Here is a 22,966-nt window from a genome sequence, read left to right on the forward strand (position 1 = left end):
TCATTGCGTAAGGATGATTATGGACGAAGTCGATCGAGGCAGGATTTAGCTGTGTCTTGGCAGCATTTTAAGAGGGCTTTGGCTCTCTGAATTTCTGCATCATTACTCGCTTTTTCAATCATGACGTTCTTTTTGACCAAATTCCCCGAATTCCACACTTCCATAAAGCGAGGTTCCGACGCCACGAGCTTTGCACCCTTCTTCTTTTTTGAAGGTTTTGTGAACTTCACTTCGTGTTCTGGCGAAATAATCACGACATCGACGCGCTCTTCATAGGGTTCATCGTACTCGTCCAATTGGTGAAGGCTGAGGCTTCGCACTGAATAGATTTTGTCTTTTTGTGCGATTTCAGAGTCTTTGCCGCTTTTATATTTTTTAACCAGATAGCTGGGTAGTTGGTCTTCTTGCAAAGTGCATTGAATGTCGAGGCGTTTGACCTCAAGACCTGCGGTGATGCTTTTCAAAGTTTGCGCATCATCACTGCTTTCAGTTTCAATGCGCGCGAGAGTCTTAGCGTTGGTTCCTTCAAGTAAGTTTTGGTGGAATTTTAAAATTCCTGCGTCGGCGAGATCATTTGCCACGAGTGTTTTGAGATAATCCAACTGAGCCTTAAATCCCGTGTGCGCTTCAAGATTGAGTTCTTGATCGTTCACAGTGATTTTGCCCTCTTCGTTAACTTTCAGGGTGGCTAAAGTTTTGCCTTCCATATTCACAAACGCCAAAGTACTGCGATCTCGTTGCACGGCTGACGGCAATTGATCGTCTTTGATGGCGTTGAGGCTGTCTTCGAGTGATTTGATTTCTTCAGCAGGAACTGTGGCTTTCATTTTTGTCAGCCATGCCGACTTATTGAGTCGCGCATTGTAGACTTTGGCTGTCGCCATAAAAAAAGATTGAGCATCGGTCACGGCAAAGACCGAAAGCGGAAAGAAAACCAAAAACGTGGCTGCGAGTTTTATCATAAAACCCTTCTCTTGGATGCTTAGTACTAATGATGGGATATTTATCCGCGAAGGACAATTGAGTTTTTTAGGATTCTCAGTTTGAGAGCAAGTTAAATTCCAATTTACTTACAAAGTGACTTCTTGGTTTGCAGCCCGCCTTCTTGAGGCGTCGTATAGAATCGGCACGGATCATAACCAGCCACTTTTAGGTAGTGGGTGAGCTCTTTTAGTATGTCAGGTGCTAGCTCGGGTGTGCGCGATAAAATCCAACCATAGTCGCGGGTGGGGTGACCGACGATAGCATATTGATAGTTCGGTTCAAGATAGATCACCCAGTATTTTCCAGAAAACCAAAAGAGATAGCGGTCAAAAAGTTTGGCAAAGGTGACATTGAGTTTGGCATTTGTGGTGTCGATGGGTTTGGCGCGGCCTTCGCTGGAAATTGTGGTGCCGTTTTTAATCGTGCAGGCGTTATAGACCTTCATCAAATTGTCGGGGAGAAGTGTGTACTCTGCCGTTGTATTTTTCGTACATTTTCTTTGGAAGAATTGCGGGATCGAGGCGATCTCAAACCATTTTCCTTGATAGCGAACAAGATCGACGTGTTCAACAGGCACGAGATCACGATCGAGTGGTAATCTTGCATAACTAAAGGAAGAATAGACCAAAAACAAAATTGTTAGAAGGAACTTCATGGTGCCTCCTAGCAGATATTTTATCACTGCTCTCAAAAAAAGGTTATCAAGGTGCCGAAATACAAAACGGATTCTTCACGATCAAGGTCTAGCAACAATAAACAAACAAATATTGAATTGATAAATAGATATATAGTAATTAGCTTTGTCGGAGGATAATTGTGAAAATTTTCATGCTAATTTGTGCCATTGCATTTCAAAAGCTTAAAGGCAGTGGGGTAGAGACCTGTCCGGAGAATGAAGAGAAAATCGCCCAGCTCCAAGCAGAATTTCTCCACAAGCAAAAAGCTTTGGTTCAAAGTTATATGACTCCAGATTTAGGCAGACAGGCGTTAATAGGTGCGGCGTGCATAGCAGCCCTTTTAAGTCCTTCCCCATAAGGTGTTGTTCAATGAAAAGTCTCAAAAAATTCTTCATGTATTATCCGAATAAAAAACAAAGACCTTCACTGAAAGGTCTTTGTTTAGGAACTCTTTACGACTTTGGGTTAATTTGGATGATTCAAACGACGCTTCTATTTTATTTTATGGAGATTTCAGATGACCCAGTTATCGGCGATGCAAATAGGAAGGCTCGCATGTTGGTACTATTTCTTAGCATTTTTCAGTTTTTTCTTCTCGAGTTAATAATCTGGATGGGCATTTATTTTTTTTCAAAGGGGAAAAAATTTAACTATTGAGATTACGGAAGGCCATATCGAGAAAAGATATCGCTGTGGCTTCGAGGTGAAAAATTGTGACTTGATACATGGAGGCCTCCAGGTGTCTAGATCTAAAAAGATATTACTGATCATGATCGTCTCAGTGGTTCTATTTTTTGTCTTTGGTTATTTTTTTAAAGACGACTTAAAAGAAGAAATGAATCAAAAGTATAGTCCTCTTTATGCGGAGGAAAAAAGTAATTAGATGTCTTCTTTGGGCGTTTAATTTTTATATTAATCAGATACGTGCCAAAAAATTCAATAAATTTAAATCGCTGGCACGATCTGCTCCATTGTGCGATCAGAAAAATTGCGTTCTTCCTTAATTAAATTTGGAGCACGCTACTATGATTCGACGGTCGGGCGTTGGACAGTAAGGATCCGATTCGGTTTGAAGGTGGGGGAGGCAAATCTGTACGGCTACGTAGAAACGATCCGATAAACCGGTATTCGCTCCCGCACGTTCTGAGTGATATAAATGTTTTCCCCTAGGCGGCTTAATGAAAGCAATTGATGATGTAAAAGCGATTTTATTGAATGACTGGGATCCGATTGGGGTTAAGAGTAATCCGAATGCTCACGCAGAGTACGATCAGTATGCAATAAAAATAGCTGGAGTGCTTTACAATGGCACTACTCAGGATAAACTAGTTCAATATCTCAGTTCTATTGTGAGTGATGAGTTCGGACTTGTTGCCAACAATGAAATATCGCGCAAAGTATCGGAAAAGTTACTTGGTCTAAAGTTGGAGTTCATCGAAGTTAATCGATTTGATGATCTTTCTTTCAGATGTTTAGATCTATTTGAGAAATGCATAGATCTAAACAAGCGAGGAAGGTTCGGCATGGCTTTGAAAACATACACAGGCAGTTGTCATTGTGGAAAAGTTCGCTTTGAAGCGGATGTAGATTTGATGGCGGGAACAGGCCGTTGTAACTGCAGCTTTTGTGCGAAGGTTAGAAACTGGAGTGCGATTGTGAAACCTTCTGCATTTCGATTGCTCACTTCTGAAGCTGAATTGGGCGATTATCAATTCAGACCGGAAAGTCCCAATCACCACTATTTCTGTAAATCTTGCGGCGTCAGAATGTTTAGCAAAGGATATGTTGAAGAAATAGGCGGTGATTATCGTAGTGTTGTTATTTCTGTCCTTGAGGGAGTTTCGCCTGAAGAATTGGCAGCACTTCCGATGCGTTATTTTGATGGTAAAGATAATAACTGGTTCCATGAGCCAAAAATTACAAGCTATCTCTAATAAAAAACCGAATGCAGACGTGACCTTGTCATTTCTTTGATCTATATTGCGCGGGAAACCGAGGTTTTTTTGTGACAAAAGTAATTTTAGCAGCAGTGATGTCTTTTTCATCTTTGGCGATGGCTTGCCCGAATTTGGAAGGCAGTTTTGTCTATGGTGGGAAAACCACGATTGATATCGTGCAAAAGCAAGATGAAGCGGGAATCACTACTTTTGAAGTCACAATCGATGATCATACCTGTGCTGTTTGTAAGTATGACAGTGTTTTGCGCGCCGATGGTAAAACTGTGCGCAAAGACTTTCCAGTCAGCAACAGCGCTGAAATCACTACCATTTCTTGTGATGAGAATCGCTTGAAATTCCGACGTTCGCGTGAATTTTACGATGAAACAGGTCGCGTTGTTCGAACAGATGACGAGAACTTTGATTATCGCATCAACAGAAACTCAGATCTTGTAAAAGAAATCATACAAGACGAGACGCCTGTCTATAAATCCGTACACAAACGTTTAAATTAAAATCAGTCTTAAAGTTTTCGAATAGCGTAAGTCGATTGCGAGCCACTAAAAATTTTAACCCAATTTTTGGTGGACGTAATTTGCACGGGCGTATCAGAGTTGCTGGTCGTGCCGTTACCCATTTGACCGAAATCATTCCAGCCCCATGACCACATTGTTTTATCAGACCGCAGTGCCGTCGCATGAAAGTTGCGCACTTGAATTTCGGTCCAGTTTGTTGCTGTTCCGATTTGTACTGGTGTCGAGATATTGCCGACGCCACCTTGGCCAAGAACTCCGTAGTAAGAATCACCCCAAGACCATAAAGTACCATCGGTTTTAATCGCAATTGCAGCCGTTGTTCCTAAAGAGAACTGTTGCCAGTTCGTTGCTGTTCCCACTTGAATCGGAGTGGATGTGTCTCCATTAGATCCAGCCCAACCGCTCTTGTTTCTTTGTGATCCCCAGCTCCACAAGGTGCCGTCGTTTTTAAGCGCCATCATGTTGCCACCGCAACAGTCGATGTCTTTCCAGTTCGTTCCTGTTCCGACTTGCACAGGTGTTTTAAGACGGTAGGCTGCCCATGCTTGGTCACCAGACGGGATTTGCCAGCCCCAATTCCAAAGTGTGTTGTCAGTCTTTAAGGCAATCACTCCGGCAAAGTCTTTCATCGCAATTTTTTTCCAGTTAGTTGCAGAACCCATTTGCACAGGAGTTGAGTAAAGGACCTCAACAGATGATCCCAATTGTCCATAGTAGTTGGTGCCAAGATTCCACATCGAGTTGTCGGATTTAATGGCGACGATATAGTGATAACCCGATTTCACATCTGTCCAAGTCGTATCAGATCCAATTTGAACAGGGGTTGAGACCTGACCAAAATTTGTAAAGCTCGTTAAAAATCCCCACGCCCACAGTGTTCCATCGGAGCGCACGCCAGCGCTCATGTAAGTTGATGTGGCAGCTTTCAGCCAAGTGTTGGTTCCCACTCTGACAGGAGAACTCTGGGAAGTTAGATTTCCTATGCCAAGTGCACCGTTGTTGTTATCACCCCAAGCCCAGAGCGAACCATCGGTCATGATGCCGAGAGAAGTTTCTGTGCCCGCTGCTGCTTGTGACCACGTTGTGAGAGCGCCAACGCGAACCGGAGATGACTGATAAGTCGTGTTCCCATTTCCAAGCTGACCCAAATTGTTTTTTCCCCAGGTCCATAAAGAGCCATCGGTTTTAACGGCCAGCACATGCCGATCCATCAAGGAAATTTTAGACCACGTCGACTGCGATCCGATTTGCAGCGGGGTTGAGACATCATTCGTATTATTAAGTCCTGAGGTGCCGTCGGTCCCAATGCCGGTAAACCACAGCGTGCCCGTTGATTTTATTAAAACTGTGCATTCGTTTCCCGCAGCAACCGCAGACCAGTTGTTCGCAGCTCCTATCGTGACAGGTGTACTGACGAAGGTGTCAGTTTTAACTCCGTTCCCAAGAGCCCCGTACTGCTGATGCCCAACGCCTTTTAGCGTGCCGCTAGAAATAAACATGGAGTGACGTCTGCCGACAGCGGCGGAGCTAAAACCTGGTCCAATCTGAACGACAGCGGAACGTTTGGTATTGTCACCAAGACCCAACTGATAATCGTTGTTTGAACCAAAAACGTAGCCGTAACCATCCGAGCGAATTCCAATTGTATTAGAACCTGCACCTTGCGCATAGTTTGCAGACACCGACACCCAAGGATTGCCAGCGCCAGCAGCGATAAGTGGCAAGCTCACAGCATCGCTGGCAACGTTAATAGGAAAGGCATCAGTATAATTTCGACCCCATCCCCACAAGGTTCCATCGGATTTGATTGCTAAAGCCGTGTCTTCACTTAACGCAATATCGGTCCACGTCGCTGTTCCCAAGCGCACCGGAGAACTATAAAGGTTGTTCACACCGTTTCCGTGTACGAAAGAACCACGCCCATCGTTGCCCCAATACCAAAGCGCTCCATCTTCAGTGATGCCGAAAGAAAAATTGGCTTCACCGACAACCTTGGCCCACTTTTTAGTATTAGCTTGGCAAGGAGTTGAAGCATAGGTCGCTGCACTTGATACGGATAAAATAGATGCGTAGTTGTTGCCCCAACCAAACAGAGTCGAGACCATCACATGAGGACGACGCATCCGCGGAGAAGAGAAGGCGTAAAGTTTTTCGATCTTTGAAAAAGTCGCCGCGAAACTTGATGCTGCAAGCGCCGAGAGACGAGTCAAGAATGTACGACGTCCAAAAGCTTTGTCGTGTGGCATGAGATAATTGCAGCAACGAATCTTATCCGAATCAAATTATTGCGATGGATTCTCACGGACCGCGACTCCGAATGATATGGGCCTTCATGGAGCTCCACGGAGATATCGATTTTTCTTTCACGCATATCGAGTTGTCTTTCGCGGCTGTAATATAAGTCTCGGTGTAAAAGTTTTTGTCATAGAAATTTTCCAGTAATTGGGGAGCCGGAGGTGTTCGGCGTTCTCTTGTGAGGGAAAATTCACCCTTCTTAGAAAGTTTCTGGTAGTTTCCTTTTCATTAGAACGGACTTCCTTCGAGGAGATAACTTATGTTGAACAAGATTCTTATTGCTTCATTGATGGCGATATCTGCAACAAGTGCTCATGCAGCGATGTATGAAATTTCTCGTCAAGATCGAGTCAGCTGTCGCGATACAGCTGGCAACGTACGTGTTGTTCTTAAGTACGATACGAATGTCGATGTCGAAGTGCCTGTTACTATCTATTTTGATGGTGAAAAAGCGATTGCCAGAAACACGATCAGCCTTGAAAAAGGAGTTGGTGTGTTTGCAGGAGCAACCGGCACTGACGGAAAATTCGTGATCAAAGCATTCCGTCACCTTCGCAGCTATACCACTGAAGCCACTCTCGATGGTGAATGGCAAGAGTTGAAGTGCTCAACTTCAACGAAGTTCAAAGTGAAGTAATATCTCACGTAAATTTAGAAATAAAAAAAGCCTCGGTCTCCCGAGGCTTTTTTATTTGGTGCTTTTTTCCGAACGAAAAGAACCTGGTACCTTTTCGACACGAAAGGAAGCAGGTACCTACATTGACAAAGCTTTTTTCAAGTTTGAATCAAGCTTTTCTAGGAATGGCTCAGTGTTCATGTATTTGTCTGCAGGAACTTTGTCGCCATAGATGCACACTGCAAGGTCTTTTGTCATGAAACCAGCTTCAACAGTTTCAACGCAAACTTTTTCCAAAGTTTGAGCGAACTTCACAAGTGCTGGGTTGTTATCCAAGTTTCCACGATGCTCAAGACCACGAGTCCAAGCAAAGATAGAAGCGATTGGATTTGTAGAAGTTGGTTTACCTTGTTGGTGCTGACGATAGTGACGAGTCACTGTTCCGTGAGCGGCTTCAGATTCCATTGTTTTTCCATCTGGAGTTACAAGAACTGAAGTCATCAAACCAAGAGAACCGAAACCTTGAGCAACTGTATCTGATTGAACGTCGCCATCGTAGTTCTTACAAGCCCATACGAAGTTACCGTTCCATTTCAAAGCAGAAGCAACCATGTCGTCGATCAAACGGTGCTCGTAAGTAATACCAGCAGCATCGAATTTCGCTTTGAATTCTTTTTGGTAGATTTCTTCGAAGATGTCTTTGAAACGACCATCGTACTTTTTCAAGATCGTGTTTTTAGTTGAAAGGTACAACGGCCATTTTTTCGTCAATGCTTGGTTAAAGCATGAACGAGCAAAGCCAGAGATAGACTCGTCAGTGTTGTACATTGTCAATGCAACGCCATCACCTTTGAAGTTGTACACTTCATAAGATTGCGTCTCGCCGCCACCTTCTGGTTGGAACGTCACAGTCAATTTACCTTTACCTTTAGTCACGAAATCTGTTGCACGGTATTGGTCACCGAATGCGTGACGGCCGATACAGATTGGTGCTGTCCAGTTAGGAACAAGGCGTGGAACGTTTTTGCAGATGATGGGTTCACGGAAAACAGTACCGTCAAGAATGTTACGGATTGTACCGTTTGGTGATTTCCACATTTGTTTCAAGTTGAACTCTTTAACACGTGCTTCGTCAGGAGTGATCGTCGCGCACTTGATACCCACGTTGTACTTTTTGATTGCTTCAGCAGCATCAACAGTTACTTGGTCGTTTGTGGCATCACGATGTTCCATGCCCAAGTCGAAATACTTAATGTCGATATCGAGGTAAGGAAGAATCAATTTTTCTTTGATAAATTTCCAAATGATACGTGTCATCTCGTCGCCATCAAGCTCAACGACAGGATTTGCTACTTTAATCTTGTTCATGGGATTTCCTTTGTCTTTAGACGTTTTAAAGCATCCAAAATATAAAATACGAAGCGCAGAGTTCCCAAGCCAAAAGGCTTCGATGACGGGGTGTTTCATGTGTTCCTGCACGAGAATGCTCTGCAATGTAACACCTTTAAGACCTGCCTTTACGGTGTCAGGTAAACTTGAAAGACAAGGAAATACTTTTTCAAGGAGGCCGCCAATGGCAACGAACCCGATTCTTCGTGATAGCGACATGGAAAAATGCATCAATAACTGCCTGACCTGCGCTCGGGTTTGTCTTGAAACCCTTCATCACTGCTTGAATGGGAGATCCAATCGCTTTCAGGGGAATCACATCACACTTTTGCAAATGTGCGTGGAGGCCTGTCAACTTTCCGCAAAAATGATGATCGCCGATCTTAAGTTTCATCATCAAAGTTGTGAACTCTGCTATGAAATTTGCGAAGCCTGTGCGATTGAGTGCGAACGCTATGCTGATGATCCAGTCATGGCAAAATGTGCTGATTTCTGCCGTCGTTGTGCAGAGTCTTGCCGTGGAATGGCGGGTATGACAGTTCGTATGGGAACTTCTTCCAAAACCGAAACAGCACGCAACGTCCTCTAGATTTCTGGGGCTTTGTTTGCTAAGACAAAGCCCATGATAGATATTTTGATTATTCAACACGAAGACGACGTGACGCCGGGAACGGCACTGCAATGGGCCGCTGAGCGTGGCCTTTCGACGCAAATCTGGCACGTCGCTCGTGATCCGCAGCCATTGGAATTTAATCAATTCAAAGCTTTGATCATTTGTGGTGGCAGCATGAACACATTTGAAGAAGCGGAAAACCCATGGTTGATCGCTGAAAAAGACTTCATCAAAAAATCCATCGACCTCGGCAAACCTGTTTTCGGCCTTTGCCTTGGCAGTCAATTACTCGCGGAAGTTTTAGGTGGAAGCGTTTATCCACTTCATAAATGGGAAGTCGGTTTTGTTCCTGTTCAGATGAAAGATGAAGCCAACCCTTACGAGTTGCATGTCTATCACTGGCATCAGTGCGGATTTGATTTACCACCAGGAGCTGAATACTTGGCTGAGGGCGAGTTCTGGCGAAATCAGGCTTTCCGCATGGGAAGCAAAATCTACGCAACTCAATTTCATCCAGAAACGACAGAAGCTTGGGTGCGTGAGTGCGCTGAAGATATCGATCCTAAATACGAAGGCCTGGTGCAAAGCAAACAAGACATGCTTGAGAGCCTTCCCCTCTTAAAACCTATGCAGGCCTGGTTCTTTAAAACATTGGATCGCTGGTATTAGTTACAAAACCAGCGACGTTTTTTGTCAGCTCCTGCTTAATTGATAAACGGAGCGCGAAGTCCTTAAAACCTCAAAATCTGAGAAGTTTTCGTTCTTAACAATCTCTTAATCAAAATAAAGCGCAATGGTGAGCCGCCCGTGAAAACCGCGGGTGGGCCTGGATCTTGAAATGAGTCTCATGCGGAGGAATCCATGAGATTCGCGAGACTCGTTTTTGCATTTTTCGGAAGCTTAATCATTTCAACACTTGTCTTTATGGGCACGGCTTGGGCCCAACAAAAGACGTTGATTCTTTACTCATCTATTGGGATGGGGCACCTCAGTGCATCTCGTGCAATCGAAGAAAAAATCAAAGCGCAAGATCCCAACGCTCAAGTGGAGCTCAAGAATATTCGCGATTTTATGACGCCAACAAAGCGTAAGATCGATGAGAAACTTTATTGGGTTGTCTTTAAATATCTACCGAAAGTTTTTAGCAATGCTTATTTAAGCTCCATGAAAGCAGGTCTTGAGGCTCAGGATTTAGCTGACTTGAAATCTTCTTATAATAAGGAGCAACTTCTTGAGTATATCCGTGCTTCTAATGCGACAACTGTGATTGCGACTCACTATGGTTCTGCCGTTGATTTGGGTACTTTAAAAAGTGAAGGTAAAATTCCAGGCATTAAGACGGCTTGGGTTCATACGGATTATATCGAACACTATTTTCCGCGTATTTCTCAGCGCCTGGATAAAACATTCGTGGGTCATCAAGCTTTGGCAGATGCCTGGGAACGTTTTGGTGTGAGCAAAGATAAAGTGGCTGTGACGGGTATTCCAGTGCGCAACCTCCCACAACCAGGAGAAGCGCAGCGTGATGCCGTTCTTAAGGAAATCAATTTGGAGTCTGCGCCAAAAACTTTTGTGATGTCTGGCGGATCAGAAGGTCTTAAAGACTATGAATCGGCGGTTCGTTCTTTGGCTCAGCAATATTCAAATGAACAAATTCAAATCGTGGCTGTTTGCGGAAAAAATGAAAAAGCACGCCTTATGCTTGAGGCTCTTGCACAAAAACTTCCGACAAACGTGACACTGAAGCCCCTTGGCTTCATCCCGAATAAACAATTGATTGACCTGATTTCGGTGTCGGATCTTTACGTCACAAAAGCGGGTGGTCTGTCTCCGACAGAGGGCGCGCTTTTGATGAAGCCATTGGTTCTTATTAATGAGTACGGCGGGCATGAAGCAGAAAACGCAGAGTTCTTTAAACGTACTGGTATGGCAGAGATCGTGAATTCTTCAAAAGATTTGGGAGCAAAAACGGCTGAGGTTCTTGCCAACAAACCTTTGATGCAAAAAATGATGGAGAATCAACGTGAGTACCGTAACTCGGTCAACTTGGATTACATCGCAAACTGGGCGCAGTCTCCAGGACAGAAAGAAACTTTGAGCGTTGAGTTGGGCTTAAAGCAAGGAAAAGAAGTTCGTGGATCTGGTGACGCCATTGAACGTTTGGACAAGGATTTCCCGGCGCAAGTGGAAGTTTATTTGAATTATCCAAAATCTGCAGATGGCACCTACATGGGTGATGGTAAAGAAAGCAATCCATTTGGTCATATCGCGATTCGTGTGAAAGATAATGTCTATACAGTGAATCACTTGGCGCAACGTGGATCTGAACCTTACTTCTTACATAAACTTTCTGTTCATGATTATTTCTATACGACGAAGTCGTACTATCGAAATGAAGAGTTCACGGGAATGCAGGGCCAAGCGTACGGTCGCGATTCTATTTCAGTTCGTTTGGATGGTTTGTCCGATGCAGACCTGCAAAAGATGAAAGAAGAAATCGTGAAGATCGAGCAAGATTGGAAAGATGGCAAAATCGATTACGTTGCAAAATCTTGCAACTGTGCCGATATGACATTGAGAATCTTGAAAGCTGGCGGCGTTATTTCTGATAGCACTTTGCTGAAAAAGAAAATCAAGATGCCATTGGATGTGTTTGATGAAGTTGTGCGTTTTGCTGAAAACAACGTAAAGCTGCAAAGTTCTTTAATTCACTACGGGTATGTGAAGAGCTCACAAAATGAATACCGCGCAGCGGGTTTCCCGTTAAGCTTGTATCAAGTCGGACGTTCAATCAGAACAATGTTCCGTAAAGGCCGTGATCCAATTGAGAGCAAAGTGAATGCGCACCTTCTGGTTTCAAGAAGCTCAGATGAAGTTCGTTATGAACGTGTTCTGCCGCAAAGAAACGAAATTCCTGTTCGCATGGGCGCTTTGACTTGTGAAGGAATTTTCTAGCTAGCCAAGTTTCCAAGCGACTTTTTCCAAAGCTTCCACTTCTTCCGCCCAATAGCGGAAGTCGCGGTAGTTCGGGAAAAGTCTGGGGAAACTTGGATCTTCCCAACGGCGCGCAATCCATCCTGCATAAGAAATAATTCTCAAGCCCCGATAAAGAGGAACCCAGTTCCATTGGTGATGCGGAAACTCGCGCAGTTCTTCATAGCCGTCAATAATCTGAAAACGTTCTTCATCCACGTGGTCTTCATCGCCTGATAAAAGCATCCAGAAATCCTGAATGACCGGGCCATTGACGAAATCATCAAAGTCGACCAAGAAAAACTCCTGACCGTTATGAAGCAAATTGCCCTTATGACAATCGCCATGAATGCGGATGAACTCGTTTGGATCAACCGTATCCTCTAAAGCATAGAGAATGTCTTCAGCGGCCGCATTGTAGCGACCCTTAAGCTCCGGGGCGATCCAATCCTGCAAAAGATCCAACGCCTCCCAGGCGCCAAAATAGCTCGTATCAAGGGTTGGGCGGTGAAGAGCTTTTTGGCGGGCTCCGATATTATGAACCTGCGCCATCAGTCTTCCGACTTTTTTAAGATCATCACCTAAAAATTCCTGCGGCATACGGCCGAGCACCTTTGGAAAGAAGGCGGCATACATGCCGTCAGCTTCCATGATCGTGCTGTCGTGTCCTTGAATGAGTGGCGCGACCGCGGGAATGCCTTCATTCTTTAAAGAAAGCAGAAACTCATGTTCCTCAAGAATGGCTTCTTTGCTCCAGCGATTGGGGCGATAGAATTTGGCGATGAGGTTTTTGGTGAGACTTTGCGGAATCGGCTCTTCCAGTTTCAAATCAAAAACGCGGTTTTCATAGGAATTGAGCTGCGTAAACTCGCCCGTTGGATAAAAACCCGCCCGTTCTGCCGCGTGCAAAACCTTATCGGGGTCTAGATTGTAGAAAGAAGACGTTTTATCCAAGGAAACCTCACACAGTGCAGATTGCCACGAAGAAGACTTTAAGTCATTCTTCTTTCGATGAAAGAGACAGAGAGCTTTCTATTTGCGAATTGGTCTGTGGAAGTGCACCGCCGTGCGTTTCGTCGCTCGATCTCTATCTATTTGTACCCAAACAAGCCGATCAAAGTTGTCGCTAGCAAAATGACATCGCAAAAGCTGATTGTTGATTTTTTGATGGCAAAAAAAGATTGGATTGAAAAGAACTTTCAAAAGTTTGAAGAACACAAAGAGAAATTCCCCGATAAAAAGATCAAGGCCCGCGAGACTTTTCCTTTTTTAGGAATTGAACGTCAGTGCAAGGTCGTAATCACGCTGAATAAAAAACCATTTGTTTCAGTCACAGACGAAAATCTACTTATTCATATTCCACGCGATGAGTGGAGTGCAAATACCCCTCTTGATGAGCACCCAACAGCTTTGCAAGAGATTCGTCACTTCTATAAGCGCGAATCAGTTAAATTTCTGTCAGAGCGAGTGAAACACTGGGCAGAACAGATGCAGCTTTATCCATCACAGGTGAAATTCCGTGAGCAACGCACGCGTTGGGGAAGCTGTTCGTCCAAAAAAGTGATTAACTTAAATTGGCGTCTAATTGTTTTTAAGCCGGAAATTATTGATTATGTGATTGTGCATGAGCTGGCGCACTTACAACACATGGATCATTCCAACCGTTTTTGGGGATTGGTGGAAAAGTACATCAGTGATTATCAAATCCCGATGAAGGCACTTAAAGAAACCCAACCACTGGTTGAATTTCTCTCTGAAAAATAACTAAACAGGAATTCGGCCTTCTGCTTTTTCTTCTTCGACTTTAATTTCTGGATAAAGTCCGTTTTCGGTTTTTTCCAGCATGAGTTTCATTGCAAGTAACGAACCCACGTAACCAATCGAAGCTCCCATAATCACGTCACTCATAAAGTGATCGTGTACAACCACGCGGGTAAAACCGATGAGCATTGCCAGTGGAATAAAGAGCCAGCGTAATTTCGGGAACGCGACACTAAAGAAAGTCGCAACCGTAAAAATGGTCTGCGTGTGCCCCGAAGAAAACGAATGCCAGTGCCAGTGCGTGGTAAACGGCGTGAACACATAAGGATCAAATTCAGGAGACTTATGAGGACGCTGACGACCGACGGTCATTTTAATTAGCAAAGTCATAATTCCTGAAACAATCAGGCCGACAAAAAAGTTCAAACCCCAGCGACGGGCAAAGTCGATGGTTTCTTTCGAGGAACGAAGCAGGTGCAATTTCGGAGCAACCCATTTAGCTCCCGCCCACACCAGAAGAGCCATTGCAAAATAATACTCTGAAAGCCCGATGTCTGTGAGGATACGCGCGACTTTCCAATAGCGTTCTTTGACCTCGGCTACTCCGAAATACATCGAGAGATTTTGGTCCACAGAATACATCGCAATCAGAGTCAAAATAAACGCTGTAGAAAGCACCGTAATCAGATGCACTGTGAGTTTTTTAGGATCCTTAAGGAGCGCGGCGAATGTTTGTACGGGCATGTAAATCCTTCTTTGCCAGAGTGTAAAACAGTTCTGTATTCGAATTCAAGGCCTGATGGGGAGTGACGAATCCTGGCCCAGGGCTTGCTTATAGGAGAGCGAATTGAAATCTTGGAGGTTTCCTATGATGCTGAACAAGCACACTCTCATTATGACTGCACTTATGGCTTCTTTAAGCCTTACAGCTTGCGGTAAGAAAACTGACGTTGTGACTCCGCCACCAGCGGAACCGCAAAAACAAGCAGGCCCTTGCACAGACAACTGCAAAGACGAAGGCACAAGTGGTGACCTTGGCGGTGGCGTGCCTGATGAAAATGATGAGAGCGTAGAACCACCTACTCCGGTTCCTAATGAACCAGCTCCACAAGAGCCAAAACCAACTTCTCCTAAACCAGGTTCTGCGAAGCCAGCACCAGCGAAACCGGCGCCTGCTAAACCAGCTCCGGCGAAGCCTGCTCCAGCACAGCCAGTGCCAGCTCCGGCAAAACCGGCTCCTGCGAAACCTGCGCAACCAAACTATCCGCAACCACCTGCAGTTGAGAAGGTGCCAACAACTCCTTCAATTACTGACGTGATGCCAACTCCAACAGGTTCTGCAAATGAACTTCCAAGTGACTACCGTCCAAATGACGTCACAAACGTGACTCGTGACGGTGTTTCAAAACGTCTCACTGGTGGCGTGACAAAAGAAGGTTACGTTTATACTTCAACTTCTACTGATGAGTTGCTCAACTACCTAAGAGCTCGTAACGAGCGCGTAGGTTATGAGTCTCGTCAGCAAAACCTTGCTGCTGCGGCTTCTATCGTTTCTGCTAAAATCTCAAACGATGGTTTCTCTGGCGAAAGCGCAGTGATCACATTGAAAGTTCAAGAATCAGGTGGCATCAAAGTTTACAACCTTGAAGGCACAATGGCTGAAGGCCCTGCTTCTACATTGTATGCTGTTCGTGGTGGCAACGGTTTGCCAACAACAGGTGCTCGTCCAATCAAAGGAACTTTGAAGTGCGTAGACCTTGATGGTGGTTGTGAAACTTCTTTTGCACGCGTTGAAATCGGTGCGAAAGGTTCTTCTGGTATCGTTTATGTTGTATTCAGAAGCTCAAAAGCAGACTTGTATTTCCACTTGCCTGCTAAAGCTGACTACTCTGGCAACCCAGAGTTCTACAGCATCAGCGACTATATCGTTTCAACTATTGGTGACAAACGCACAAACGAGAAAATCAAAACAAGATCATTTAAATCTTGGGAAGTAGTGAACGGCCGTTCTGGTTTCATTTTCTCTACTAAAGGTTATAACAATGAGCTTCTTGCTTTCGCGGGTCCTCTTCTTTCTCAAGAAGGTGGCACAGCGATCAACGTTCCATTGAACCGCATCGGTAAAGACGAAGACAATTCTTTGGACTTGCTCGCGATTGGTTCATCGAAATTGAACTACGCTAACTCAATTGGCGAAGCACGTTTGATTGCAAACAACGGTTTGGGTCAAATCCGCTTGGGCTTTAAAATGAGAAAACGTAACAACTACGCTCAAGATCGTTGGGCCGTAACTGTTATGAGAGTTATCAAGCCAATCGTGGATCTTGATGACGACAATTTGAAATAGTTCTTCATAAAAACAATTTCCTCCAAGTTTTGTTTTAAAGGCTGACAGACCTCCAAGCTGTCAGCCTTTTTTTATTTGTCGGTCGATGAAAAGGGCTCATTGAAGTTTTGGATGGGTCAGATTTGTTAGAATGTTTTTAACGGATTGTGATAGCTGGTGCGATATCTTGGGCCCTGACCTTGCAAATAAGGTCTTTGAGAAAGGGAACTGATATGAAACTGCGATCTGTTCGACCTCACAATATTTTGAGTGCCTTGATGGGGCGCGTGTCTAAGGTTTTGACACTTGCGGTGGTCGGACTTGCTGTTTCTACTTCTCATGCGGCTTCTTATGAAATCGTTTTAGATCAGGCTGTTGTTCAGGAAATTGGGGCTCAGTTTGCTTCTTTTAAGTCTATCAATCTTCAGCAGTACAACCAGTTAAAACAATCTCAGAATGCCCAGTTGTTGGAGGCGCAGAGATCGCTTTATCAGTTTTTGCAATCGACGATGATTACAACAATGCCGGAACCTACAAAGGGTGCGGGTGATGTTAAAGATTGGGCTGATATGCTGGATCGTCGTACCCAGTTGTTTGATAATCCGGTGATCGTGCAAACTGGGTTTGAGATTTTGGCGCGTGAACTTTCTAAAGGTATTGAAGGTGCTCAGTGTTCGACTGTTCGAAATACGATTCGTTTTATTTCAACAGGTGTTCCAAGTTGGGGAGGTAAAACTCCCGGGCTTGATTATCGTAATAACTTACTCTTAACAGCTCACATGTTTTCTTCTTACGTTGATGGGCAACTTCCAAAAATTTTGCCATGTCAGGATGAAATTCTTGATTTCACGAAGGTTCAGCCGGAACTGAAATTTAAAAAACACGAGAATTGTTGGGATTGCTCACCGGGAAAATTCATAGATTTGGATACGCGTGTATCTTTGCAAGTCTTGGCGATGCCTTTCTTGGCGGTGACTCCATTTATGCGAATGTCTATTGCCGGTGGCGACACGGGTCTATTTAAATCCTACGTTCAAAGTCAGTTCACGCATGTTTTCCTGACACCTCCAGAAAATAAAGTCGCTCGTGAGCAAGAGCGCCGAGATTATGGGCACGATGCTTACTTGCGTGTGGCCAAACCATACGATTCATGGTTCGTGACCGTCGATGATAAGAACCAGGTCATTGGTAACTCCAAAGAAGTGATCAATCTCTACTCAAAAATGGTTGCGGAATAAGACCGATGAAAAGGGCCCATCTGACTGCGTTGTCGGGCCATTCAAATCGCTGCGACGTACATAAAAGTACGCCTCCGCGCTTTGAATAGCCCTCCGCCTTGCATCTGAACCCTTTTGATCGGTCTTCGTGTGTAAGTCGGCAGCTTAATGCTCCGCGAAACTTCTCTTTTCTAAATCTCTTGTTTTGGTATCCCAAATCGGGTGAACTATTTGGGTGAAAAGAGGAGACAATTTCTATGCAAAATCTTCATCCAGAGTTTGGCAAAGGCAAAGAAATTTCAACAGCTTCGGCGAATCCGCCGGTGCTTGCAGATTACATGAATTACCGCCAGTTTTTGAGCGCGTTTTATCAGTTTAAGAGAAAAGCTTCTCGCGGTTCTCTTCGCTCTTATAACTACGCAGTTTTCTCAGCAGCAGCGAATATCAAATCACCGAATTATTTGAAAATGATCATCGAAGGGAAAAGAAATCTTTCCGACGATATGATCGGTAAATTCGGTAAAGCGTTGGGCTTTAATAAAGACCTCACGGAAGAATTCCGCCTGCTTGTGCACTTTACTCAAGCTACGGATCCAGCTGATCGCAACATGTACCTCAAGAAATTGAGCGAACACCGTGTAGCGATGAAATTGAAATCAGGCGAGATCGACAAAAAGACTTGGGAAAAAGTTCCGAACTGGGTTGCGTGGATTATCTATGCAATGGTCGATCAAGAAGGTGTGACGTTTGATACAGCAAGCTTGAAAAAAGTTTTGCGCGGTAAAGCGTCTGAAGACGAAATCGATCACGCTCTGACAACATTGCTCAACTCTGGCGAACTTCGTCGTGATGAAGCAACGGGCGAGCTTAAGAAAAGCCGCAACTTGATTGAATCTCCTGAAGAAGTGCCGGTAGCACTTGTTCGTAAGTTGCAATCACAACTTATGTACTTGGGTCTCGAGTCTTTGTACCAAGATCAGCCGATGGATCGCGAGTTCGGAACATTGACGATGTCACTTACTAAATCTGAATTTGAAGAAATCAAATTCAAGCTTCGTCAAATGCGCAAAGCTTTGAACAAAGATAACTCCATCGCTCGTATGAAAGAAAAAGGCGAAAGAGTTTATCAATTGAACATTCAATTGTTCCCGGTAACGAATGCAGTTGATGGTGTTGTTTCTAAAGCAGCAGCTCCAACATTGAACGTTCAAGATACTCCAGCTCCAATGGTGGCAGCAGAAGCGCCAGTAGCAGCGACAGCAGCTCCGGTTGCTCCAGCAGCTGAACCTGTGGCGGCGGCAGCAACTGCACCAGCAGCGAAGCCACAAGCTCCTGCAGCTAAGCCTGAGAAGAACGATGACCCTCGCAAGAACGTCAGTTCTTTGGCTGCGTCTGCAGCGTCAGCAGCAGATCTTTTCCGCTAGTTCTCTTATTAAGTGTTCTATTGAAAATCCCTGAGATCCAAAGTCTCGGGGATTTTTGTTTTTAGTCCGCGACTTCTTCGTGATCTTAAAATTCCGATACTAAAATTAAAGCAGCAAAGACAGATACTGACTTTGCTTGAAAAAGCAGATCGCTTGTTATGAAAGCAGCTGCTGCTACAAATTTGTTCAACCGCATTTTTCGAATTTTAAAATGTGAGGTGACACGATGTTGAGTACGGGTGTAGCCATTTTTTTGACCAAAAAAGTGGGTGTTTTGCTTGAAAAATAAGCTGTTTAATAACACGAAACGCTCTCATGTAAATTTAAGATTCTTAAATTTCAGTGTCACTTTTGCCCCATTTTTTAGGCACTCATGTGGATAAGTCTGTGGAATAGCCCTATAAATGGTGGATATCTGGACCTTTTGGGGTCGCTTCTCCACTGCCTCTGTTAGAGTATCGTTAAGATCACGTAACATAAGGTGCTGAATTTTTGCGCTGTGACTTTGTCGATTTTCGTTTGCTGAATTCGTGATATAACTTGAGTATGTCCAGTCATTTTCATCGTGGGGGCGTACTGGCTTCGACGTGGGTGCTGAAACATAAGGAGCATACCGGGGCGCATGAGGACCTCGATAAAAACGTGCATTTTGTAATTGGCAACGATTACGCACTTGCAGCTTAATTAGCCGCACGATCAACCTTGAGGTGGTTCCGCTCTTGGATTGATCGTCATTTAGGGACCTCGGTGAGCTGGGTTTTCTCCAGCAAGCTCGCTTAAATTTACTGGGGGAGTGTCTGTGCTGATTTTGTTAGTGGAAGCTGTACAGACAAACTAAAACACTGACTAAGTATGTAGCGCCTTATCGTGGATCACTTGCGGACGCGGGTTCAATTCCCGCCGCCTCCACCAATTTCTTCTAAATAAAGAACCACCCACTCGGGTGGTTTTTTATTTCGTAAATTGTTTGATGGGAGTCTGAACTTTTGCATAAACACCAGGATAGTATTTTTGCTGTGACGGAATCGGAATGGCTTGGGGTTTCTTGTGCCACGAAATTATTCGCGTAACACTACGTTTGAAGAGGTCCAAGAAGGAAAATCCTGCTAACAAAATCACTACTAAATGTTCGCCGCTGAAATGCTCCAACCTGCACCTCTTCTTTCAAAAAAATGAAAACGATTAACGATAACCGCCAGAGCCATGAATGCGCTCGCCCGTAACCCAACCAGAATCGTCAGAGGCTAAGAACAACGCGATTTTTGCAATATCTTGCGGTTGACCGATACGACCCAGCGGCGTTTGTGCAACGATTTGTTTTTCTAAGTCTGAACCGATCATGCCGAGTGTGATGGAGCCCTCAGTTTCGATTCCACCTGGAGCGATATTGTTGACGCGAATTTTGCGTCCAGCTAGTTCACGAGCCAGACCGATCGTCATGGTATCAACGGCGCCTTTCGTGGCTGCATAGATCGCGGTGCCTGGAATCGGATTCGTGCTGACGACGGAGCTGACATTGATGATGCTTCCGCCTTCACTGGAGAAATACTTAACGGCTTCGCGTGTAGATAAAAGGACACCTAAAACATTCGTGTTGAATTGGCGATGGAATTCTTCCTCAGTCACTTCTTCTATAGAATCAAATTTATAAATGCCGGCGTTATTGACCAGAACATCTAATTTACCGAAGGCCTGCTTCGTTTGCTCAAAAATTCTTTTAACGTCGCTCGCGTTGGCAACGCTACCTTGGACGGCGATAGCTTTGCCATCATTAGCGATGATTTCTTTAACGACGCGCTCTGCATCTTCTTTACTGGTTGAGTAATTCACTACCACCGATGCGCCGTTGGCCGCGTACTCTTTTGCGATCGCCGCACCAATGCCTTTAGAGGCTCCTGTTACTACAGCAACTTTTCCATTTAACTTCTTCATTTGGGACTCCAATGATTGTCCGGATAAACCGGGTTATTGTTCGACACTTAGATAAATATCGAAATGAAAATTCTTTTGTCAATATGACGATTAGATAATTATCGAAGTGTGGAGAAAAACAAGGTAAAATCCAATAGATAGAAAATATCCTGGAGCCCTCGTAGGTCGTTTTTAGGAAATAACGGAGTACGAATTAAATCTTTGCGAGCTTGTCTAAATAGGCGTGTAAGACATCACGTTGAATGGACATTCGCATGAACTTGCCTTCACGAGTGATCTCAATAAGTCCAGCCGTTTCCAATTCCTTAATATGGTGGGAAAGAGTTGCGGCGGAAATTTCATGCGCTTCCTGCAAGGTGCTGCACGACATTGTGCCCTCGTTTTTACAAGAGCCAATTTGTTTTAAAATCATATAACGACGAGGCTCGGCGAGGGCCTTTCCGATTTGCTCAAACTGTTTGTCTGTTAAGCGAACTGTTTTTGTCGTCATAATACATTGATCATACTGGAAATGATGAGTTCTGTCTAGAGAGCCTCTTTTCCAGAACTTGCAACTCAGGTTGCGGTATCGGAGTTTTTGAAATCGTCGAATATTATGGTCTTAATAATTTCAACAAGATAGGATGGATTTGGAGACACAAATATGAAAACGATTAAAGGCAAATTCGAAATTAAATCATCACCGGCAACTACCGACGACAACATCAAGAAGATGGGTGGCATGGGAATGTCCTTTGATAAAGTGTTCTCTGGGTCTCTTAGAGCCAACAGTAAGGTTTCTATGTTCGGGATCATGAACAAAGAGTTAGGCTCTGGTGGTTACATTGCGTTTGAACTTGTTGAGGGCGAAATTGAAGACAAAAAGGGAACTTTCGTTCTTCAGCATTCTTGCTTTATGAGTAAAGGTAAACAAGAGCAGAGCATCCAGGTTGTACCCGATACGGGGACTGGTGGACTCTCGGGTCTTGCGGGCTCAATGAAAATTGAGATCATCGACGGTCAGCATTTTTATCATTTCGAATATAGTCTTTAAAAACGAAGGAGTTCACCATGTTGAAAATGTACGCTTGCATTTGGTCCAACGACAAAGCCGCCGATATGGCGAAGTTTTATAAATCAATTTTCAAAGGTACGAAAATCGGAAAGACTTCTTATTGGGTTAAAAATCCTATGGGAGTGAAAGAGGGTTCGGTGCTCACTATGCACATCACTCTCTTGGGCCAAAAAATTATGCTCCTTAATGGTTTCGTAAATATGCCCTTCAACGAATCCATTTCGTTTGTTGTTCCATGTAAAACTCAGCGCGAGATCGATACATATTGGAAAAAATTAACGAGTGGTGGTGGTAAACCTGTCCAGTGTGGTTGGTTGATTGATAAGTATGGCGTTCGTTGGCAAATCGTGCCGGCGGATTTCGATAAATGGAATACCAGCAAAAATAAGAAAAAGACCGAAGCTGTCGCGCATGCCATGTGGAAAATGGTTAAGCTTGATATCAAAGAACTAAAGAAAGCTTACGATCAAGCCTGATGAAACAATTCTTGCTTCAAACAGACAGACTTGTTCTTCGCCCTTACCGACCTGACGATTGGGAGCGTGTTCATATCTACGGTTCTGATCCGGATTTTTCTAAGTACGAATTATGGGGTCCGAACTCTGTCGAAGACACAAAAAAGTTCGTTGCAGATATGATTGAGCAATCGACCTCTAATCCAAGATACAAATTTGATTTCGCTATTTGTCTAAAAGAAAGTGACCTCCTGATTGGCGGCTGCGGAATTAGAAGAGAAACTGAAGCCAGTCACGTCGCAAATCTTGGATGGGCAATCAATCCCGAGTTTCAAAAACAAGGTTTTGCAACAGAGGCTGCTAAAGCCCTCATTAACTTCGGTTTCAATACGCTAGGACTTTCAGTGATCTATGCGACTTGCGATACCCGCAATATTCCATCTTTCAAAGTCATGGAAAAGCTTGGAATGAAAAGAGTCGGAGTTATAAAAGGAACAAAAGAGATAAAGAGCTATATAAGAGATTCTTTTCGTTATGAACTGCTCTCTACATAAATTTCTTTGAAGGAAAAATTATGCCGTACGTGAATGTTCAGATTACCAAGGGTGCGACTAAAGAACAAAAAGCAAAAATCATTGCGGATATCACTCAATCTCTGGTGAAAGTTCTTGGTAAAAAACCAGAGCACACTCATATCGTCATTCAAGAAATTGCCGATGAGGATTGGGGTTTTGAAGGATTGCCGACAGATGAATGGAAGAAGCGGCAGAAATAGAT

General features: G+C 44.1%; 23 protein-coding genes and 1 other RNA gene. 16 read left to right on the top strand and 8 right to left on the bottom strand.

Going from position 1 to position 22,966, the window contains the following annotated elements:
- Nucleotides 1-17: 17 nt before the first annotated feature.
- Both ACLWOR_RS08025 and ACLWOR_RS08030 read right to left on the bottom strand, forming a co-directional pair.
- The gene (locus ACLWOR_RS08025) at nucleotides 18-962 is read right to left on the bottom strand and encodes a hypothetical protein (protein WP_413940178.1); all 945 of its coding nucleotides are present in this window, start codon (nucleotides 960-962) and stop codon (nucleotides 18-20) included.
- Nucleotides 963-1,066: 104 nt separating this feature from the next.
- A complete protein-coding gene (locus ACLWOR_RS08030) occupies nucleotides 1,067-1,639 on the bottom strand; it encodes a lipocalin family protein (protein ID WP_413940179.1) in 573 nt (190 codons plus the stop codon).
- Between the two features lie 161 nt (nucleotides 1,640-1,800).
- On the opposite strand from ACLWOR_RS08030, the gene ACLWOR_RS08035 reads away from it, so the two are divergent.
- The 3 genes from ACLWOR_RS08035 (at nucleotide 1,801) to ACLWOR_RS08045 (ending at nucleotide 4,113) form a co-directional block, all read left to right on the top strand.
- Nucleotides 1,801-2,019 carry a hypothetical protein gene (locus tag ACLWOR_RS08035; RefSeq protein WP_413940180.1) on the top strand — a complete coding sequence of 73 codons (219 nt, stop codon included), beginning with the start codon at nucleotides 1,801-1,803 and terminating at the stop codon, nucleotides 2,017-2,019.
- Between the two features lie 1,165 nt (nucleotides 2,020-3,184).
- On the top strand, nucleotides 3,185-3,595 hold the full coding sequence (locus tag ACLWOR_RS08040; protein ID WP_413940755.1) for a GFA family protein: 411 nt from the start codon (nucleotides 3,185-3,187) through the stop codon (nucleotides 3,593-3,595).
- Nucleotides 3,596-3,666: 71 nt separating this feature from the next.
- Complete coding sequence (locus ACLWOR_RS08045) at nucleotides 3,667-4,113, top strand: hypothetical protein (protein ID WP_413940181.1); 447 nt, start codon at nucleotides 3,667-3,669, stop codon at nucleotides 4,111-4,113.
- 8 nt (nucleotides 4,114-4,121) lie between these two features.
- Here ACLWOR_RS08045 and ACLWOR_RS08050 read toward each other — a convergent pair whose 3' ends face one another.
- Nucleotides 4,122-6,380, bottom strand: coding sequence for an RCC1 domain-containing protein (locus ACLWOR_RS08050; protein ID WP_413940182.1), 2,259 nt, complete (start codon nucleotides 6,378-6,380; stop codon nucleotides 4,122-4,124).
- Nucleotides 6,381-6,688: 308 nt separating this feature from the next.
- On the opposite strand from ACLWOR_RS08050, the gene ACLWOR_RS08055 reads away from it, so the two are divergent.
- Nucleotides 6,689-7,066 carry a hypothetical protein gene (locus ACLWOR_RS08055; RefSeq protein WP_413940183.1) on the top strand — a complete coding sequence of 126 codons (378 nt, stop codon included), beginning with the start codon at nucleotides 6,689-6,691 and terminating at the stop codon, nucleotides 7,064-7,066.
- A 117-nt stretch (nucleotides 7,067-7,183) separates the two neighbouring features.
- On the opposite strand, the gene ACLWOR_RS08060 is transcribed toward ACLWOR_RS08055, so the two are convergent.
- Nucleotides 7,184-8,413: an isocitrate dehydrogenase (NADP(+)) gene (locus ACLWOR_RS08060; RefSeq protein WP_413940184.1), complete on the bottom strand. Its 1,230-nt coding sequence runs from the start codon at nucleotides 8,411-8,413 to the stop codon at nucleotides 7,184-7,186.
- 205 nt (nucleotides 8,414-8,618) lie between these two features.
- Between ACLWOR_RS08060 and ACLWOR_RS08065 the strand changes: the two genes are divergently transcribed.
- From ACLWOR_RS08065 to ACLWOR_RS08075, 3 genes are all read left to right on the top strand, one after another.
- Nucleotides 8,619-9,023 (top strand): four-helix bundle copper-binding protein, encoded by a 405-nt coding sequence (locus tag ACLWOR_RS08065; RefSeq protein WP_413940185.1) that lies wholly within the window; start codon nucleotides 8,619-8,621, stop codon nucleotides 9,021-9,023.
- A gap of 33 nt (nucleotides 9,024-9,056) precedes the next feature.
- The gene (locus ACLWOR_RS08070) at nucleotides 9,057-9,716 is read left to right on the top strand and encodes a type 1 glutamine amidotransferase (RefSeq protein ID WP_413940186.1); all 660 of its coding nucleotides are present in this window, start codon (nucleotides 9,057-9,059) and stop codon (nucleotides 9,714-9,716) included.
- Nucleotides 9,717-9,908: 192 nt separating this feature from the next.
- The gene (locus ACLWOR_RS08075) at nucleotides 9,909-12,002 is read left to right on the top strand and encodes an MGDG synthase family glycosyltransferase (protein WP_413940187.1); all 2,094 of its coding nucleotides are present in this window, start codon (nucleotides 9,909-9,911) and stop codon (nucleotides 12,000-12,002) included.
- Here the strand turns inward: ACLWOR_RS08075 and ACLWOR_RS08080 are convergent, their stop codons facing one another.
- The gene (locus ACLWOR_RS08080) at nucleotides 12,003-12,974 is read right to left on the bottom strand and encodes a serine/threonine protein kinase (RefSeq protein WP_413940188.1); all 972 of its coding nucleotides are present in this window, start codon (nucleotides 12,972-12,974) and stop codon (nucleotides 12,003-12,005) included. It abuts the gene before it with no gap.
- Nucleotides 12,975-13,031: 57 nt separating this feature from the next.
- Between ACLWOR_RS08080 and ACLWOR_RS08085 the strand changes: the two genes are divergently transcribed.
- Entirely contained in the window at nucleotides 13,032-13,784 is a 753-nt protein-coding gene (locus ACLWOR_RS08085; protein ID WP_413940189.1) for a M48 family metallopeptidase, read from the top strand.
- Here ACLWOR_RS08085 and ACLWOR_RS08090 read toward each other — a convergent pair whose 3' ends face one another.
- Nucleotides 13,785-14,525 (bottom strand): phosphatase PAP2 family protein, encoded by a 741-nt coding sequence (locus ACLWOR_RS08090; RefSeq protein WP_413940190.1) that lies wholly within the window; start codon nucleotides 14,523-14,525, stop codon nucleotides 13,785-13,787.
- A gap of 124 nt (nucleotides 14,526-14,649) precedes the next feature.
- Here ACLWOR_RS08090 and ACLWOR_RS08095 point away from each other — a divergent pair, with 124 nt between their 5' ends.
- The 4 genes from ACLWOR_RS08095 to ssrA all read left to right on the top strand — a co-directional run bounded on the left by ACLWOR_RS08095 (nucleotide 14,650) and on the right by ssrA (nucleotide 19,660).
- Nucleotides 14,650-16,128, top strand: coding sequence for a hypothetical protein (locus tag ACLWOR_RS08095; RefSeq protein WP_413940191.1), 1,479 nt, complete (start codon nucleotides 14,650-14,652; stop codon nucleotides 16,126-16,128).
- Between the two features lie 212 nt (nucleotides 16,129-16,340).
- Nucleotides 16,341-17,345: a hypothetical protein gene (locus tag ACLWOR_RS08100; protein ID WP_413940192.1), complete on the top strand. Its 1,005-nt coding sequence runs from the start codon at nucleotides 16,341-16,343 to the stop codon at nucleotides 17,343-17,345.
- Nucleotides 17,346-17,581: 236 nt separating this feature from the next.
- Entirely contained in the window at nucleotides 17,582-18,748 is a 1,167-nt protein-coding gene (locus ACLWOR_RS08105; RefSeq protein WP_413940193.1) for a TIGR02147 family protein, read from the top strand.
- A 567-nt stretch (nucleotides 18,749-19,315) separates the two neighbouring features.
- Nucleotides 19,316-19,660, top strand: a transfer-messenger RNA (tmRNA) gene (gene ssrA / locus ACLWOR_RS08110).
- A gap of 270 nt (nucleotides 19,661-19,930) precedes the next feature.
- Here ssrA and ACLWOR_RS08115 read toward each other — a convergent pair.
- The gene (locus tag ACLWOR_RS08115) at nucleotides 19,931-20,680 is read right to left on the bottom strand and encodes an SDR family NAD(P)-dependent oxidoreductase (protein ID WP_413940194.1); all 750 of its coding nucleotides are present in this window, start codon (nucleotides 20,678-20,680) and stop codon (nucleotides 19,931-19,933) included.
- Nucleotides 20,681-20,873: 193 nt separating this feature from the next.
- Nucleotides 20,874-21,170, bottom strand: coding sequence for an ArsR/SmtB family transcription factor (locus ACLWOR_RS08120; RefSeq protein WP_413940195.1), 297 nt, complete (start codon nucleotides 21,168-21,170; stop codon nucleotides 20,874-20,876).
- A gap of 153 nt (nucleotides 21,171-21,323) precedes the next feature.
- Here ACLWOR_RS08120 and ACLWOR_RS08125 point away from each other — a divergent pair, with 153 nt between their 5' ends.
- From ACLWOR_RS08125 to ACLWOR_RS08140, 4 genes are read left to right on the top strand one after another with little or no spacing between them, the layout of a single operon-like run.
- The gene (locus tag ACLWOR_RS08125) at nucleotides 21,324-21,713 is read left to right on the top strand and encodes a DUF3224 domain-containing protein (protein WP_413940196.1); all 390 of its coding nucleotides are present in this window, start codon (nucleotides 21,324-21,326) and stop codon (nucleotides 21,711-21,713) included.
- Nucleotides 21,714-21,730: 17 nt separating this feature from the next.
- Nucleotides 21,731-22,210 (top strand): VOC family protein, encoded by a 480-nt coding sequence (locus ACLWOR_RS08130; RefSeq protein ID WP_413940197.1) that lies wholly within the window; start codon nucleotides 21,731-21,733, stop codon nucleotides 22,208-22,210.
- Complete coding sequence (locus ACLWOR_RS08135; RefSeq protein WP_413940198.1) at nucleotides 22,210-22,743, top strand: GNAT family N-acetyltransferase; 534 nt, start codon at nucleotides 22,210-22,212, stop codon at nucleotides 22,741-22,743. Before ACLWOR_RS08130 ends, ACLWOR_RS08135 begins: the two co-directional genes overlap by 1 nt.
- Nucleotides 22,744-22,763: 20 nt before the next feature.
- The gene (locus ACLWOR_RS08140; RefSeq protein ID WP_413940199.1) at nucleotides 22,764-22,964 is read left to right on the top strand and encodes a tautomerase family protein; all 201 of its coding nucleotides are present in this window, start codon (nucleotides 22,764-22,766) and stop codon (nucleotides 22,962-22,964) included.
- Nucleotides 22,965-22,966: the final 2 nt, after the last annotated feature.

The organism is Bdellovibrio sp. HCB2-146 (assembly GCF_047345725.1).
Lineage (GTDB): Bacteria > Bdellovibrionota > Bdellovibrionia > Bdellovibrionales > Bdellovibrionaceae > Bdellovibrio.